11 protein-coding genes are annotated in these 14,832 nt (G+C 71.9%); 4 read left to right on the top strand and 7 right to left on the bottom strand.

Going from position 1 to position 14,832, the window contains the following annotated elements:
* Positions 1–87 precede the first annotated feature (87 nt).
* On the top strand, positions 88–720 hold the full coding sequence (pncA, locus tag GGD88_RS05535) for a bifunctional nicotinamidase/pyrazinamidase (protein WP_184432540.1): 633 nt from the start codon (positions 88–90) through the stop codon (positions 718–720).
* 198 nt (positions 721–918) lie between these two features.
* Here pncA and pheT read toward each other — a convergent pair whose 3' ends face one another.
* The 6 genes from pheT to GGD88_RS05505 form a co-directional block, all read right to left on the bottom strand.
* The gene (gene pheT, locus GGD88_RS05530) at positions 919–3,327 is read right to left on the bottom strand and encodes a phenylalanine--tRNA ligase subunit beta (RefSeq protein ID WP_184432538.1); all 2,409 of its coding nucleotides are present in this window, start codon (positions 3,325–3,327) and stop codon (positions 919–921) included.
* Positions 3,324–4,400 (bottom strand): phenylalanine--tRNA ligase subunit alpha, encoded by a 1,077-nt coding sequence (pheS, locus tag GGD88_RS05525; RefSeq protein ID WP_184432536.1) that lies wholly within the window; start codon positions 4,398–4,400, stop codon positions 3,324–3,326. The genes pheT and pheS overlap by 4 nt, the downstream gene beginning before the upstream one ends.
* Before the next feature lie 209 nt (positions 4,401–4,609).
* Positions 4,610–4,966 carry a 50S ribosomal protein L20 gene (gene rplT / locus GGD88_RS05520; RefSeq protein WP_184432534.1) on the bottom strand — a complete coding sequence of 119 codons (357 nt, stop codon included), beginning with the start codon at positions 4,964–4,966 and terminating at the stop codon, positions 4,610–4,612.
* Between the two features lie 46 nt (positions 4,967–5,012).
* Entirely contained in the window at positions 5,013–5,216 is a 204-nt protein-coding gene (gene rpmI, locus GGD88_RS05515; protein WP_184432532.1) for a 50S ribosomal protein L35, read from the bottom strand.
* A 257-nt stretch (positions 5,217–5,473) separates the two neighbouring features.
* Positions 5,474–7,903 (bottom strand): penicillin acylase family protein, encoded by a 2,430-nt coding sequence (locus tag GGD88_RS05510; RefSeq protein WP_184432530.1) that lies wholly within the window; start codon positions 7,901–7,903, stop codon positions 5,474–5,476.
* A 76-nt stretch (positions 7,904–7,979) separates the two neighbouring features.
* Complete coding sequence (locus GGD88_RS05505; protein WP_184432528.1) at positions 7,980–9,473, bottom strand: aldehyde dehydrogenase family protein; 1,494 nt, start codon at positions 9,471–9,473, stop codon at positions 7,980–7,982.
* A gap of 247 nt (positions 9,474–9,720) precedes the next feature.
* Here GGD88_RS05505 and GGD88_RS05500 point away from each other — a divergent pair, with 247 nt between their 5' ends.
* The gene (locus GGD88_RS05500) at positions 9,721–10,611 is read left to right on the top strand and encodes an alpha/beta fold hydrolase (RefSeq protein WP_184432526.1); all 891 of its coding nucleotides are present in this window, start codon (positions 9,721–9,723) and stop codon (positions 10,609–10,611) included.
* Between the two features lie 110 nt (positions 10,612–10,721).
* Positions 10,722–12,521: a monovalent cation:proton antiporter-2 (CPA2) family protein gene (locus GGD88_RS05495; RefSeq protein ID WP_184432524.1), complete on the top strand. Its 1,800-nt coding sequence runs from the start codon at positions 10,722–10,724 to the stop codon at positions 12,519–12,521.
* A gap of 72 nt (positions 12,522–12,593) precedes the next feature.
* Here GGD88_RS05495 and GGD88_RS05490 read toward each other — a convergent pair whose 3' ends face one another.
* Positions 12,594–13,340 carry a cobalt-precorrin-6A reductase gene (locus tag GGD88_RS05490; protein WP_184432522.1) on the bottom strand — a complete coding sequence of 249 codons (747 nt, stop codon included), beginning with the start codon at positions 13,338–13,340 and terminating at the stop codon, positions 12,594–12,596.
* Positions 13,341–13,490: 150 nt separating this feature from the next.
* On the opposite strand from GGD88_RS05490, the gene GGD88_RS05485 reads away from it, so the two are divergent.
* Positions 13,491–14,672: an EndoU domain-containing protein gene (locus tag GGD88_RS05485; RefSeq protein ID WP_184432520.1), complete on the top strand. Its 1,182-nt coding sequence runs from the start codon at positions 13,491–13,493 to the stop codon at positions 14,670–14,672.
* Positions 14,673–14,832 lie beyond the last annotated feature (160 nt).

Here is a 14,832-nt window from a genome sequence, read left to right as displayed (position 1 = left end):
CGCGAGACCTGCGCATCTCTTTGACGGGCAGGGAGCGGACCGGCAGACTGGCGCGGTCCCTTCCCTGGCGCGAGGATGCCCGCCCCCATGCCCCCGTACCCCGAAGACACCGCGTTCCTGATCGTCGACGTCCAGCGCGACTTCTGTCCCGGCGGCGCGCTGGCCGTGGCCGACGGCGACGCCGTGGTGCCGGTCGTCAACCGGCTGGCGCCGCACTTCCGCACCGTCGTGTTGACCCAGGACTGGCACCCGCCGGGGCATGCCTCGTTCGCCTCGGGTCATCCGGGCGCGACCCCGTTCTCGATGACCGACATGCCCTACGGGCCGCAGGTGCTGTGGCCGGACCACTGCGTCCAGGGCACCCCGGGCGCCGCTTTCCACCCCGACCTCGACACCGCGCGCGCCCAGATGATCGTCCGCAAGGGGTTCCACCCCGGCATCGACTCGTACTCCGCGTTCTTCGAGAACGACCACACGACGCCGACCGGGCTGGCGGGCTACCTGTCCGACCGCGGGGTGCGCCACGTGGTCATCGCCGGGCTGGCGTTCGATTTCTGCGTGCTGTGGTCGGCGCTCGACGCACGCAAGGTCGGGCTCGCCGTCACCGTGGTCGAGGATGGCTGCCGCGCCATCGACCTGGACGGCTCCCTGGACGCCGCGATGGACCGGATGCGGGAGGCGGGGGTGACCGTCACGGGTGCCGACGCGCTGGCGGCTTAGAGCAGATCGCGCCAAAATGGGATCGCGGCACGATTCCATTTTGGCGCGTGAATCTGCTCTAAAATCAATAAGGTAGAGCCGATTCACGTTCGAAACCGGACCGCATCTGCGGTTCCGATTTCGAACAATCGGCTCTAGGTCCCGAAACCGCAGGGGCGGCGGGGGATCCCGGGTCTCCCGCCGCCCCTTTCCGATGCGTCAGCCCCTGAGCGTCCCGCCCGTCGCCTTGGCGACCGCCGCCACCACCTTTTGACCGGCGGCGTCGATGTCCTCGTCGGTCAGGGTGCGGTCGGTGGGCTGCAACGTCACGCACAGGGCCACGGACTTGCGGCCCGCCTCCAGGCGTTCGCCCTGGTAGACGTCGAACACCGCAACGTCCCGGATCAGACCCTTGTCGGCGCCCTTGGCGGCGCGCACCAGGGTCTCGGCCGGCACCGTCTGGTCCACCACGAACGCGAAGTCGCGCTCGACCGGCTGCAACGCGCTGGCCCGCAGCAGCGGCCGCGCCTTGGTCGGCTTTGCCTTGGGCTCCGGCACCGCCTCCAGGAACACCTCGAAGGCCGCCATCGGTCCCTTGACGTCCAACAGGCGAAGCACGCCCGGGTGCAGTTCCCCGAACCAGGCCAGCACCTTCGGCCCCAACTTGAGCGCGCCGGAGCGCCCCGGGTGGTACCAGGCCGGGGCCTCCGTCACGGTCTGGAGACTGCCGACCGGGGCACCGGCGGCGGCCAGCGCCGCCAGGGCATCGGCCTTGGCATCGAAGGCATCCACCGGGCGCGGCCGCACGTCCCAGTGGCGCGGGCCGCTGGCCCCCATGCGCAGACCGGCGGCCACCATCCGCTGTTCGCCCGGCTCGCCGCCGTGGAACTGTGGCCCGACCTCGAACAGGGCCGCATTGGCCACGCCGCGGTCGGCGTTGCGCTGCGCCGCCGTCGCCAGGTTGGGCAGGATCGACGGCCGCATGGCGTCCAGTTCGCTGCTGATCGGGTTCGCCAGATCCAGCGCCGGCAGCCCACCACCAAACGCCTCGGCATGGGCCTTCGGCAGGAACGACCAGGTCACGCACTCGCTCAGGCCGCGCGCCGCCAGGGTGCGCCGCGCCGTCACCCGGCGCGTCTGGGCGCCGGTCAGCACCGGGCGCGGCATGGGATCGCGCGGCAGCGACACGGTGGGGATGCGGTCGAAGCCGTAGACCCGGGCGACCTCTTCCACCAGATCATGCTCGGCCGTGATATCGGGCCGCCAGGACGGGCGCAGCACGGTCAGCACGCCGTCCGAGTCCTCGGCCACGATCTCGCAGCCCAGCGCCTCCAGGATGCGCCGGCACGTCGCCCGCTCGACGGTGATACCGCACAGGGTGCGGACCCGCACCGGGTCCAGCGACAGCTCCAGGCGCCACGCCGGCGGCGCGCCGGAGATCACCAGCTCCGACGCCTCGCCGCCGCACCACTCCAGGATCAGCCGGGTGGCGACCTCCGCGCCCATCCCGGCGCTTTCGGGATCCACGCCGCGCTCGAACCGGTAGCGGGCGTCGCTGTCGATGCCCAGGCGGCGGCCGGTCGCCGCGATGCGGCGCGGATCGAACAGGGCGCTTTCCAGGAACACGGTGGTCGTGGCCTCGGTGCAGCCCGTCTCCAGGCCGCCCATGACGCCGCCGATGGCCTGCGGTCCGGCATCGTCGGCGATGACCACATCGTCCGGGGTCAAGGTGTAGTCCGCCTCGTCGAGCGCCCGGATGGTTTCGCCGTCCCGCGCCAGACGCGGGTGGATGTCCCCGGTCAGCCTGTCGGCGTCGAAGACATGCAGCGGGCGCCCGAATTCGTAGGAGATCAGGTTGGTCACATCGACCAGCGCCGAGATCGGCCGCAGGCCGATCGCCGTCAGGCGGTCGCGGACCCACGCGGGGCTGGGGCCGTTCTTCACCCCACGGATGGTGCGGCCGACGAACTGCGGGCAGGCCTCGCGGTCGGCCTCCTCCAGGCCGTGACTGACCCGGATCGGGCTCGTGAACGTGCCCGCGACAGGCTCCACCGTCAGCGGCTTGAGGGTGCCCAGGCCGGAGGCCGCCAGATCGCGGGCGATGCCGCGCACACCCAGGCAGTCAGGCCGGTTGGGCGTGATCGCGATCTCGATCATCGGATCCAGCGCCAGCACGTCGACGATGCTGACCCCGACGGGGGTCTCGGCCGGCAGGTCGATGATGCCGGTGTGGTCATCGCCCAGGCCCAGTTCCCGGGATGAGCACAGCATACCTTGACTCTCGACGCCGCGGATCTTGCCGGTCTTCAGCACCTGACCGCTCTCGGGGATGGCTGCCCCGGGGCGCGCGAGCACGCCTTTCATGCCGGCGCGGGCATTGGGGGCGCCGCAGATGATCTGCAGGTCCGGGCCGCCGTCGCCCGGGCGCACGGTGCACAGACGCAGCTTGTCGGCGTCCGGGTGCTTCTCCGCGCTCAGCACCTCGGCCACGGTGAACGGTGCCAGGGTGGCGCGCGGGTCTGCGACGGCCTCCACCTCCAGGCCGAGCATGGTCAGGCGCTCGGCGATCTGATCGAGCGTGGCGTCCGTCTCCAGGTGGTCCTTCAACCACGACAGCGTGAACTTCATCGGCCGAGCCCCCCGTGCAGCGTGGGCACGTCGAGCGCGGCGAACCCGTAGTGGCGCAGCCAGCGCAGATCCGACTCGAAGAAGGTGCGCAGGTCGGGAATGCCGTACTTCAGCATGGCGATGCGCTCCAGCCCCATCCCGAAGGCGAAGCCCTGGTAGACCTCGGGGTCCAGACCGCAGGCCTTGAGCACATTCGGATGCACCATGCCGCAGCCCAGGATCTCCAGCCAGTCGTCGCCGGCGCCGATGCGCAGTTCGCCGCCCTGGCGCGAGCAGCCGATGTCCACCTCTGCCGACGGCTCCGTGAACGGAAAGAACGACGGCCGGAAGCGCATGGGCACGGAGTCGACCTCGAAATACGCTTCGACGAACTCGCTCAGGCAGCCCTTCAGATGCCCCATGTGCGTGGTGCGGTCGATGACCAACCCCTCGAACTGATGGAACATCGGGGTGTGGGTCATGTCGGAATCGCTGCGATAGGTCCGGCCCGGCACCAAGATGCGGATGGGCGGAGCCTCGCCGCGCATGGTGCGGACCTGCACCGGCGAGGTGTGGGTGCGCAGCAGGTGGCGGGTGCCGTCCGGCCGTTCGGGCAGGAAGAAGGTGTCGTGCATCTCCCGTGCCGGATGCTCGGGCGGGAAGTTCAGGGCCGTGAAGTTATGGAAGTCGTCCTCGATGTCCGGCCCCTCGGCCACGGCGAAGCCCATCTGCGCGAAGATGGCGACGACCTCGTCCCAGGTCTGACTGATGGGGTGGATGGTGCCCGCCGTCTCGGGCCGCACCGGCAACGTGACGTCGACCCGCTCGCGCGCCAGCCGCGCGTTCAGTTCGGCCGCCTCCAGGGCGGCGCGGCGGGCCTCGATGGCCTGCGCCACCGCGTCCTTGACCCGGTTCATGGCCTGCCCGGCCTGCTTGCGGGTTTCCGGGTCCATGCCGCCGAGCGACTTCATCAGGGCGGTGACACGGCCCTTCTTGCCAAGGGCGCCGACGCGCACCTCGTCCAGCGCGGTCAGGTCGGGGGCCTTCTCCACGGCTGCGATCACCTCGGCGCGCAGCGTCTCCAGATCTTCCATGGATCCTTCCGTCGGCGGAACAGGGTGGGAGCACGAAACCCGCGTCGCATAGCACCGCAAGGCCGCAAAGAAAACCCGGCACCCGGGACGCGCCGCCCCGTCATGCAGAGAGCGCATGGCCGGATGCGGGGCCGAGATGCGAGGCCCGGATGCAGCAAGGGCCGCCTCCGGGGTCGGGGGCGGCCCTGTCCTGTCGGGGCGCGGCGGGATCAGCCGCGCGCGGCCCGGGCCTGCTCGCAGAGCTTGCCGAACGCCTCCGGCTCATGCACGGCGAGGTCGGCCAGCACCTTGCGGTCGAGGTCGATCCCGGCCTTCTTGAGGCCGTCGATGAACACGCTGTAGGTCAGGCCGTGCTCGCGCGCGCCGGCGTTGATGCGCTGGATCCACAGGCCGCGGAAATCGCGCTTCTTCTGCCGACGGTCACGGTAGGCGTACTGAAGGCCCTTCTCGACCCGCTGGATCGCGGTTCGGAAGTTGGTCGAGCCCCGGCCGCGGTAGCCCTTGGCCATCTTGAGGATTTTCTTGTGGCGGGCAATCCCGGTGGTGCCGCCCTTGACGCGGGACATGTCTCTTCACTCCTGTCGGAACGGGACGTCCTGGACCGTGGGTGGCTCAGCGGCCGTACGGCAGGAAGTTGCGCTTGATGATGGTGGCGTCGGCATCACACAGAATGAAGGTGCCGCGCGCCTGGCGCTTCATCTTCTGCGGCTTGTTGCGCAGCATGTGGCGCTTGTAGGCCACGTTGGCGCGCACCTTGCCGGTTCCGGTCAGGCGAAAGCGTTTCTTCGCCGCGCTCTTGGTCTTCATCTTGGGCATTTGCTTGTGTCCTGTCAGCGACGGCCCGCCTCTCTCCGCTCCGGCACGACCGGATCACGGCAGGGGACGGGCGAGGTTGCGGTCGGTCCGGTCGGGCATGCCCTGGTGCGTCCCCGGATGTCCGGGACGGACGCGCCGCGCCACGCCGGCCCTTGGCGTCGATCACCATCGACGATCGCCTTGCGACGAAAGCCGGCCTTCTACCGCATCGCCCGGCGCGGCGCAAGAGCCGCGCCCGGGCCGACGCGGGCCCTCCGTCACGGTGTCAGGGTCAACGTCCCCGTGGGCGCGCCGGCGCCGATCTCCAGCAGCACGCCACGGCGCCAGGGCTCGAACTGGTCGCGATAGTGCGGCGACAGCGGATTGCCCGACTGACCGGTGGCGATGACGTAGCGGCCCCGCACCGACCCGCCGGCGGGATCGGCGCCAAAGTCGATCACCGCGCGCAGCCCCGCGCCGTGCACATGGGCAAACGGCGGGCTGCCGTCCAGGCCGCTGTGACCGCCACGGTTGAGGGTGAAGGGACCGCCGTCGACCGGCGCCGTCATGCCCGTCAGCCAGGCCACCCCCGGCACGTAGCGGAACAGCTCATGGCGGATGCGCGCCCGGTGCACGTCGCCCCAGCGCGCCTCCAACGCCGGGCCGCCGGTCTCGTCGGCGATCCAGGCCAGGGTGTCGTCCAGGGCCGCCGCCACCACCGCCGCACAGGTCTCGCTGGCGGGGGTGGTGCGATCGTCGCACCAGTCCCGATCCTCGGTCACCGCCTGTCGGACCGGGAGCGGACGCGGCCGCCGCGCCCAGGCGTCGTAGGCTTCGCCCAGGTCGTCGCGAAACAGCCGCGCCGTCAGGGTCTCCATCCACACCGCCGCGATCAGAGGCTCGGGGGCGGCCGCGTCCATCACCGGCGGCGTCCAGGCCCGGAGCGCCGCCAGGGCGGCCGGCGCCTCGGCGTGGCGGGGCGTGCCCGCCGCGGCGGCCTCCAGCAGCAGCGGCAGCAGATCGGCCGCCATGGGCGAGACCGCGTCCATTTGCAGCGCCGCCATGGCGTCCACGTCGGCCGCCGGCATCTGCGCCAGGCGCGCGGCCAGGCGCGCGGCCCGGTACGGTTCGGGGAACTGCCGGGCCATCGGCATCGGTACGCCCGGCGGGTGGATGCGGTTGTTGGCGTTCAGGACGCGGCCGGCCGGCGGGTCGATCGTCTCGGGCAGGGCGGCGCGCGGCACCCAGTCCAGCCAGTCCATGGCGCCGGTCCAGCCCTCGGCCGGGATCAGGCCGAAATGCCCCGGCGCGCGCGCCGGCACACGGCCCGGCGAGACCATGGCGATCCGCCCGTCGGCGTCGGCCAGGAGAATGTTCTGCTGTGGCGCGTCCCACAGCGCCAGCGCCGCCCGGGCCTCGTCGAGGCTCCCGGCCCGGTTCAGCCGCCGCAGGGCATCGGGCGTGGTGTCGTCGGGATAGAGGGCCGCCGCCGCCAGGGCCAAGACCTCGCTGCCCGCCGGACCCTGCATCGCCGCCTGCATCGGCCCCCAGCCCAGGTCCGAGACGACCGGACCGTGCACCGTCTGGCGCACCCGCACGGTCTCGTCGGCGCCAAAGCGGACCCGGATGGTCTCCTCGCGCTCCACGAAGGCGACGGGACCGCCCGGGCGCTCGTAGGTCGCGCCGCCGCCGCTGACCCGCTCCCGGTACAGGTCGATGGTGTCCGAATGGGTCGTGGTGAAGCCCCAGGCGAGCCGGCCATTGTGGCCGATGACAACGAAGGGAACACCGGGAACCGTGGCGCCCTCCAAGACCCCGTCCGGGGTCTCGATGCGTACCAGATACCAGCGGATCGGCGCCTGGTAGCCGAGGTGGGGATCGCTGGCCAGCATGGCGCCGCCAGAGGCCGTGTGCGGCGGCGCCACCGCCCAGGCATTCGAGGCCAGGGTGGGCCGGACCGGCGCCGGGGTCGCGGCCGCCAGCCGCGCCAGCACCGCGTCCGGCAGCGGGGTGGGGGTCGGGACCCCCGCGGCCGCCGTGGTGATCGCCGGGCGCGCCTCGGGTTCGGTGCGCATAAGGGTCGTCACCGCGTCGCGGTCGAACCGGCCCAGCAGCCGCAGGGTCAGCAGTTCGTCATGCCAGTTGCCCGAGAGCTGGAGCCCCATGAAGCGCTGCCAGACCATGGAATCCACCGGGGTCCAGGGCTCGGGGGCGTGGAACGCCAGCCGGAACGCGACCGGCAGACCGCCGGGCGGATCGGCGATGAGAGCGTTGACGCCGGCGGCATAGGCCCGCGCCGCCGCGCGGGTCTCCTCGTCCAGGATGGTCCACTGCGCCTCGGCCGCGCGGTAGAGCCCGAGGGTGCGCATGAACCGGTCGAGCCCCACCACCGGCGCGCCCAACACCTCGGCCATGCGGCCGGCGCCCAGGCGGCGCATGGCCTCCATCTGCCACAGCCGGTCCTGGGCGTGCAGATAGCCCAGGGCCACGGTGGCGTCACGCAGGCTCTGTGCCCGGATGGTCGGAATCCCGTGGGCATCGCGAATGACCTCGACCGGGGCCGCCAGGGCATCGCCGAGCGCGACGGTGGCCTCCGCCGGCGGCAGCGTGCGCCACACGGTGACCACGCCAAATCCAACCAGCGCAACCACCGCGCCGACCCCGAGACCGATCAGCACCGCAAGCGTGCGGCCGAGCCATTTCAGCATGGAATTCGCCTCCGTCCGAAAGACCCGGCCGCCGCGGCCACGCGGCCCGCCCCGCGCACCCTCAGGTCATGGTCCGTCAGGTCATGTTGAAGATGATGGTCTTCTTGTGGGTGAAGTGCTCCAGCATCGACTCCAGCGAGGCTTCCTTGCCGAGCCCGGAACTCTTCACGCCGCCGTACGACAGGTTGGGCTGCACCACCAGGTTCTGGTTCACCTGGACGAACCCGGCCTCCAGGCGCTGGGTGGCGTCCATCGCGGTCCGCAGGTCCTTGGTCCAGATGGTGGCGGCCAGCCCGTACTCGCTGTCGTTGGCGGCGGCCAGCGCCTCCTCGTAATCGCTGAACCGGAAGATGCAGGCCACCGGGCCGAAGATCTCCTCCTTGGCCGGCGGCGCGTCGGCGGCGATATCGGTGAAGACCACCGGCTGCAGGAACAGGCCCTTGGACAGCGCCGGGTCCTTCGGCATGCGTGAGCAGGTGATGGCGGTCGCCCCGGCCTTGCGCCCGGCCTCGATATAGCCCTTCACCTTCTCGAGCTGCTGCGGCGAGATGATGGTGCCGATGTCGGTCTCCTCGTCCAGCGGGTCGCCCATCTTCATGGCGTCGACCCGGGCCCGGACCTTCTCGACGAAGGCATCATGCACGGACTCGTGCACGTAGATGCGCGAGGACGCGGTGCAGCTCTGGCCCTGGCGGGTGAAGCGCATGCCGGTAATGGCGCCCTCGACGGCGCGGTCAAGATCGGCATCGCCCATGACGATCATCGGGCTCTTGCCGCCCAGCTCCAGGGTCGCGGGGATCAGGCGGTCGGCGGCGGCGCGGGCCACGATACGACCGGTCTCGACCGAGCCGGTGAAGCTGACCTTGGCGACCTTGGGATGGGCCACCAGCGGACCGCCGCATTCGGGGCCGAAGCCGGACAGCATGTTGAAGCAGCCGGCCGGCAGGATCTCGTTCATGATCTGGCAGACCCGCAGCACGGTGAGCGGCGCCTCTTCGGCGGACTTCACCACCACCGTGTTGCCCGCCACCAGGGCGGGCGCGATCTTCATCGCCATCAGCAGCAGCGGCACGTTCCACGGGATGATCGCGCCGACGACCCCGACCGGCTCGCGCACGGTCACCGTCATCATGGACGGGTTGAAGGGCACGGTCTCACCCTTCAGTTCCGAGCCCAGACCGCCGAAGAAGACGAACATGTCGGCCAGCACCGAAGCCTCGACCCGGCTTTCGGTGCGCAGCGCCTTGCCGGTCTCCAGCGCGATCAGGCGGCCCAGCTCGTCCACGTGCTCGGCCAGGCGGGCACCGCAGGCGGCCACCAGCTTGCCGCGCTGGCGCGCCGGCACCGTCTTCCACTCGGCCTGGGCGGCGGCGGCCGCCGCCACGGCGCGGTCGACGTCGGCGGCATCGCCTTCGGCCGCTTGCCCGATCACGACCCCGGTCGCCGGATTGACGACGTCGAAGGTCCGGCCGGAGGCCGCGGCGACGAACGCCCCGTCGATCAGGTGATGGCCGCTGAGCGCCTGGGCGAGTGCGTGCGGATCGGACTGGGGCGCGGTGCTGACGGTCATGGGGGTTTCCTCCCGGGGCGGCCGCCGCGCGCGCCGCGATGGCCTGCCCTCTGATGGTTCATATGATGGATCTTGGCGGCGACGGATGGCGCCGCGCGCCTCGCGCGAGCAACAGTGATGCCATGCGCACCGGCGTCCTTCAAGCGGGCGGCGGCGGCGGCGTTCGGCCCACACGAGCATACCGGTCCGGCGGGCAATCGGTGTATGATGCCGATGCGCCCGTCCCTGGAGACCCGGAGAGCCCGCCATGACCGAGCCCCGCGACGACGCCACCCGCCGCCACGTGCTGTGCGCCCGCCCGGAGGGCCTGAAGCGTATGGCCTACCGCGAATGGGGGCAGGCCCATTCCGCGCCCGACCCGGCGCTGCCGCCGGTGCTCTGCGTGCACGGCCTGTCGCGCAACAGCCACGACTTCGACCGCCTCGGCGCCACCCTGGCGGAGGCCGGCGGCCGCCACGTGCTGGCCCCGGACGTCCTCGGCCGCGGCGACAGCGACTGGCTCGCGGATCCGAGCGGCTACCAGGTGCCCGCCTATGTCGGTGACATGATGGCGCTGATCGCGCGCGCTGGCACCGACCACGTGGATTGGGTGGGCACCTCCATGGGCGGCCTGATCGCCATGGTGATCGCGGCCAGCCCGCTGTCGCCGATCCGCCGCCTGGTGCTCAACGACGTGGGGCCGTTCGTGCCCAAGGCCGCGCTTGCCCGCATCGCCGAGTCCGCCACCGCGCCCGACCCGACGTTCGCCTCGCTGGCCGACGCGGAGGCGCACTATCGCCAGATCCACGCCGATTTCGGACCAATGACGGACGCCGACTGGGACGCCTTCACGCATCACTCCACCGTGCGCCGGGCCGAGGACGGCGGCTGGCGCCGGCATCAGGACCCGGCGATCGGGGACCCGATGAAAGGGGTGGAGCCGGCCGACATGGACCTGTGGGCGCTGTGGGACCTGATCCGCTGCCCGGTGCTGGTGCTACGCGGCGCCCGCTCCGACCTGCTGCTGGCCGAGACGGCGGCGGAGATGACGCGGCGCGGACCGCCCTGCACGGTGCACGAGGTTCCGGACGTGGGCCATGCCCCCATGTTCACCACCGCGGCGCTGAACCGCATTGTGGCCGACTTCCTCGCCGGTTGAGATCTCCTGCTCCCCATTGCCGCTGGCGCCCATCGGACCCTGGGGGTTAGACTGGTCCCAAGCGTGGCGGACCCCCGATCGCGCAGCAACCTTGGGGAGAACCATGACTCGTGACCAACGTCTCGGCCCTTGACATCCTGGCCCTGCTGGGCGCGGCGGTGATCTGCGTCACCCTGATGCAGCGCCTGGGCCTGGGGTCTGTACTCGGTTATCTTGTGGCCGGTCTGGTGATCGGCCCCTGGGGTGTGGGGGTGTTCACGGAAGGGGAAGACCTGCTGCACTTCGCCGAGTTGGGCGTCGTGTTCCTGCTGTTCCTGATCGGCATCGAACTGAAGCCGGCGCGCCTGTGGCTGATGCGCAAGGACGTGTTCGGCCTGGGCAGCGCCCAGGTGGGGGCGACCGGACTGGTCCTGGCCGCCCTGGCGTGGCTGGTCGGTCTGCCGCCCGGGGCCGCGATCGTGGTCGGCTTCGGGCTGGCGCTGTCGTCCACGGCCATCGGCCTCCAGATCCTGGCGGACCGCGGCGAGTTCGGCCGCCGCCACGGCCGCGCCGCCTTCGGCATCCTGCTGCTGCAGGACCTGGCGGTCGTGCCCTTGCTGGCCCTGGTCTCGCTACTGTCGGCCGGGCCGGTGGCCGGGGGCTGGCCGGAAATGATGGGCCAGATCATCCTCGCCCTGGGCGCGGTGGCAGCGGTGATCGGCGGCGGCCGCTATCTGTTGCGGCACCTGTACCGGATCGTCGCCGACGCCCGCAATCACGAGGTTTTCGCGGCCCTGAGTCTGCTGATCGTCCTGGGGGTGGCCTTCCTGATGGAGGAGGTCGGCCTGTCGATGGCGATGGGCGCCTTCCTGGCCGGGCTGGTGATGGCCGAATCCGAGTTCCGCCACCAGGTCATGGCCGACATCGAGCCGTTCCGCGGCTTCCTGCTCGGGCTGTTCTTCATGGCCGTGGGCATGAGCATCGACGTCGGCGCCGCGCTGGCGGAGGCGCCTCTGGTGCTGGGGCTAGTGTTCGGCCTGCTGACCCTGAAGGGCCTGATCCTGTTCGGCCTGTCCCGGGCCTTCGGGCTGGGCCGGGACGATGCGGTGCGGGCGGCCGTGCTGCTGTGCCAGGGCGGCGAGTTCGGCTTTGTCCTGTTCACGCTGGCCTTGCAGACCACGCTGCTGGACCGGGAGACGGCGCATCTTCTGATCCTGGTGATCTCGCTGACCATGGCGCTGACCCCGCTGATGGTGAAGCTGCTGCCGCTCCTGCTGCCGCGCCGGCCGGACCGCGCCATGCGCGCCCTGGCGCCACGCCCGGTGGAGCCGCAACCCTCGACCGGCGGACACGTCATCATCGCCGGGTACGGGCGCGTGGGTCAGGTGATCGTCCGCATGCTGGAGGCGGTCGGCATCGCCTACCGCGCCCTCGACCTGCACGCCCAACGGGTCGAGCAGGCCCGCCGCCAGGGCCAGGACGTCTACTACGGCGACGCCAGCCGCGCGGAAGTCCTGCGCGCCGCCGGCCTGGACGAGGCGCGCGCGGTCATCATCACGCTCGACCAGCCGGAGGCCGCCGAGCGCGCCACCGCCGCCGTGCGCCGGCTGCGGCCGGACATGCCGGTGTTCGCGCGCGCCCGTGACCCCGGGCATGCCGCGGACCTGACCCACCACGGTGTGACGGGCGCGGTGGCGGAAGCCCTGGAATCCAGCCTCCAGTTGGGCGCCATGTTCCTGCGCGACACCCGCGAGCACCGCGCCGAGGACGTGCAGCACCTCGTCGAGCTGCTGCGCGACGACTGCGCCGCCTCGGGCGCCCAGGTGCCGCCGCCGACCGATCCGGCCGCACGACCGGCGCGCGGCAGCGGCTCGGTGCCATCCTACCCCGCCCAGCAGCACCAGGAGCGGCCGGGCGTACGAGCGGTGTGACGGACGGCGGCGCGACCCGGCCCGGCACGCCGCCTTCGCAGCCATCAGGTCGCAGCCATCAGGTGGCAGCCATCAGGTCAGGGTCTCCAGCCAGGACACCGCGCGCGGCACCGACGCCACCCGGGGCACCACCGGCCGCGGCGGGCGCCGCCGCATGATCACGGGGATCCCCAGCGACCGCGCCGCCGCCAGCTTGGCACCCGCCGGCCCGCCGCTGTTGCGGCACACCACGGCGTCAATGGCGTGATCCCGCAGCAGGGCGGTTTCGCCCTCGACGGTGAACGGGCCCCGGGCCGTAATGACCGTGGCGTCCCGCAACGGCGGCGGCGGATCGTGCGCATCGACCGCACGGATCAACACCGACACCGTGGAGAGCCCGGCGAACGCGTCCAGGTCCCGGCCTCCCAGCGGCAGGAAGACGCTGCGGGCCCCGCTCGCCTCCAGGTGCGCGACCGCCTCGTCCCAGGTCTCGACCGCGGTCCAGCGGTCACCCTGTCCGGGACGCCAGGGCGGCCGCTCCAGCCGCAGCAGCGGCCGACCGGCCAGGGCGCAGGCGGTGGCGGCGTTCCAGCCCATGCGCTCGGCAAAGGGATGGGTGGCGTCGATCACCGCCGCGATCTCGGCATCCCCGAGATAGCGCGCCAGACCCATGAAGCCGCCGAAGCCGCCCACCCGCACCTCGCCCGGCGGATGGCGGGGGGGATCGGTGCGTCCGGCCAGCGACGAGACGGGGGTGAACAGGGCATGGTCGCTGAGGGCGGCCGCCATGGCATGGCCTTCATGGGTTCCGCCCAGAATGAGAATGGTGTGTCGGCGCATCTCCGCCCCTTGATCGTGGCCCGCCGCACCCGGCGGGAGCGGCCCATGATGCCGCCTCGGGGCCGGGGCCGGCAATCATCGCCCACGCCGCAAAGCCGCCACGGTTTGCGCTATGCTGGCGACCGTGTTCCCCTGCCAGGAGGTTCCCTGATGCCGTTCCGGACCCGCGCCCTCGCCGCGCTCGCCCTGACCGCCGGCCTGCTCGGCGCGCTCGGCCTCGCCGGCGGACCCCGGCCCGCCGCCGCCGCCGTCGCCATCGAAGGCACCTTCACCGCCCGCGCCGAATGCCCGGCCTACCAAAGCTTCAACGCCGGCACCAACCCCGGGCTGGTCACCCTGACCCCCGGCACGGTCTATGGGGCCTTCGAGTTGAACCGGCCGCAGGGGGCCTGGGTGCGCCTGCGCATTCCCGGCGCCACCCCGCAAGAGCGCTGGGTGGCGCGCGAGTGCGGCCGCCTGGAGGTCTACGGCATGAGCGAGACCGTGCAGCCGGATGTCGTCGGCCCCGACCCCCAGACCCCCCTGGAGCCCGATATCGGCACCGTCGGCCCCGTCGGCACCGACACCCCGGTCGCCCCCCTGCTGCCGCCGGACACGACGCGTACCCTGGCGCCGCTCGGCGACGGGACGCTGATCTCGCGGTCGCCGCGCACCTTCCCGTGGTTCTTCGACCGCATCGACCAGGGCCCCGAGGACCCGACCCCGCCGCCGCCGGTGCTGGGCGAGATCGACGTTGCGGTGCTGGAGATGTGCGGCGGCTGGGGCGACCCGGTGCCGGAAGAGGCGTTCACCGCGTTCCTGGACGCGCATCCAGCATTGCGCGGTTCTGTTCTGGCAACCCTGCGCGGCGACCAGGTGACGCTGGTCGACGCCTGGTTCGATGAGGACGGCTTTCGCCACATCTTCTGCGGCGAGCCGGACACCCGCGACGACGGGCGTTGGAGGCTGGGCGGCCTGCACTACATGGGCCGCTACGCCCAGGCGCAGCTCAACGGCTGGGCCGGCCGGCTGGAGGGCGGCTGCTCGGTCGTGGAGATCGACCCGCCGATCTATACCGAGGGCGTGGTGTTCCGCGCGCCAGACGGCACCACCGGCGTCAAGTGCATCAACGGCTACGCCCTGGGGTTGACCGCCTCCGACATCCTGCACGAGGTGACCAAGGCCTACCGGCTGGCGCGCGGGACGCTGGGACCGGGCACCAACGCCTGTCGCCACCGCGTGCTGGACGACGGCCACGGCTACGAGGCGGTGTTCGTGATGCGCGACGATGCCATCGTCACGTTCTATCCCGACGCCACCCCGGACGAGTCCATGCCCTACTGCGGGGAGTGAGCGCCGGGCGGCCCGGTCCCACGCGGCAGCGTGGGACCCCAGATCGTGCATAAGGTCCCACGCGGGAGTGTGGGACCAAGAAAACCTGGGCTCTCGCGCCCCCGCTCCCGCGGGGGCGCCCGCGGCGCGGCGACACGCGGTCCCACGCGGCAGCGTGAGA

It is taken from the genome of Roseospira goensis, assembly GCF_014197795.1.
GTDB lineage: Bacteria > Pseudomonadota > Alphaproteobacteria > Rhodospirillales > Rhodospirillaceae > Rhodospira > Rhodospira goensis.
Note: the sequence above shows the minus strand (reverse complement) of the source record. Positions and strands in the feature narration are given on the sequence as shown.

Bases quoted from the DNA above. Each gene is read 5' to 3' on its own strand.
- rpmI (WP_184432532.1), bottom strand. From the start codon at position 5,216: ATGCCCAAGATGAAGACCAAGAGCGCGGCGAAGAAACGCTTTCGCCTG.
- pheT (WP_184432538.1), bottom strand. From the start codon at position 3,327: ATGAAGTTCACGCTGTCGTGGTTGAAGGACCACCTGGAGACGGACGCC.
- GGD88_RS05505 (WP_184432528.1), bottom strand. From the start codon at position 9,473: ATGACCGTCAGCACCGCGCCCCAGTCCGATCCGCACGCACTCGCCCAG.
- pheS (WP_184432536.1), bottom strand. From the start codon at position 4,400: ATGGAAGATCTGGAGACGCTGCGCGCCGAGGTGATCGCAGCCGTGGAG.
- GGD88_RS05510 (WP_184432530.1), bottom strand. From the start codon at position 7,903: ATGCTGAAATGGCTCGGCCGCACGCTTGCGGTGCTGATCGGTCTCGGG.
- rplT (WP_184432534.1), bottom strand. From the start codon at position 4,966: ATGTCCCGCGTCAAGGGCGGCACCACCGGGATTGCCCGCCACAAGAAA.
- GGD88_RS05500 (WP_184432526.1), top strand. From the start codon at position 9,721: ATGACCGAGCCCCGCGACGACGCCACCCGCCGCCACGTGCTGTGCGCC.
- GGD88_RS05485 (WP_184432520.1), top strand. From the start codon at position 13,491: ATGCCGTTCCGGACCCGCGCCCTCGCCGCGCTCGCCCTGACCGCCGGC.
- pncA (WP_184432540.1), top strand. From the start codon at position 88: ATGCCCCCGTACCCCGAAGACACCGCGTTCCTGATCGTCGACGTCCAG.
- GGD88_RS05490 (WP_184432522.1), bottom strand. From the start codon at position 13,340: ATGCGCCGACACACCATTCTCATTCTGGGCGGAACCCATGAAGGCCAT.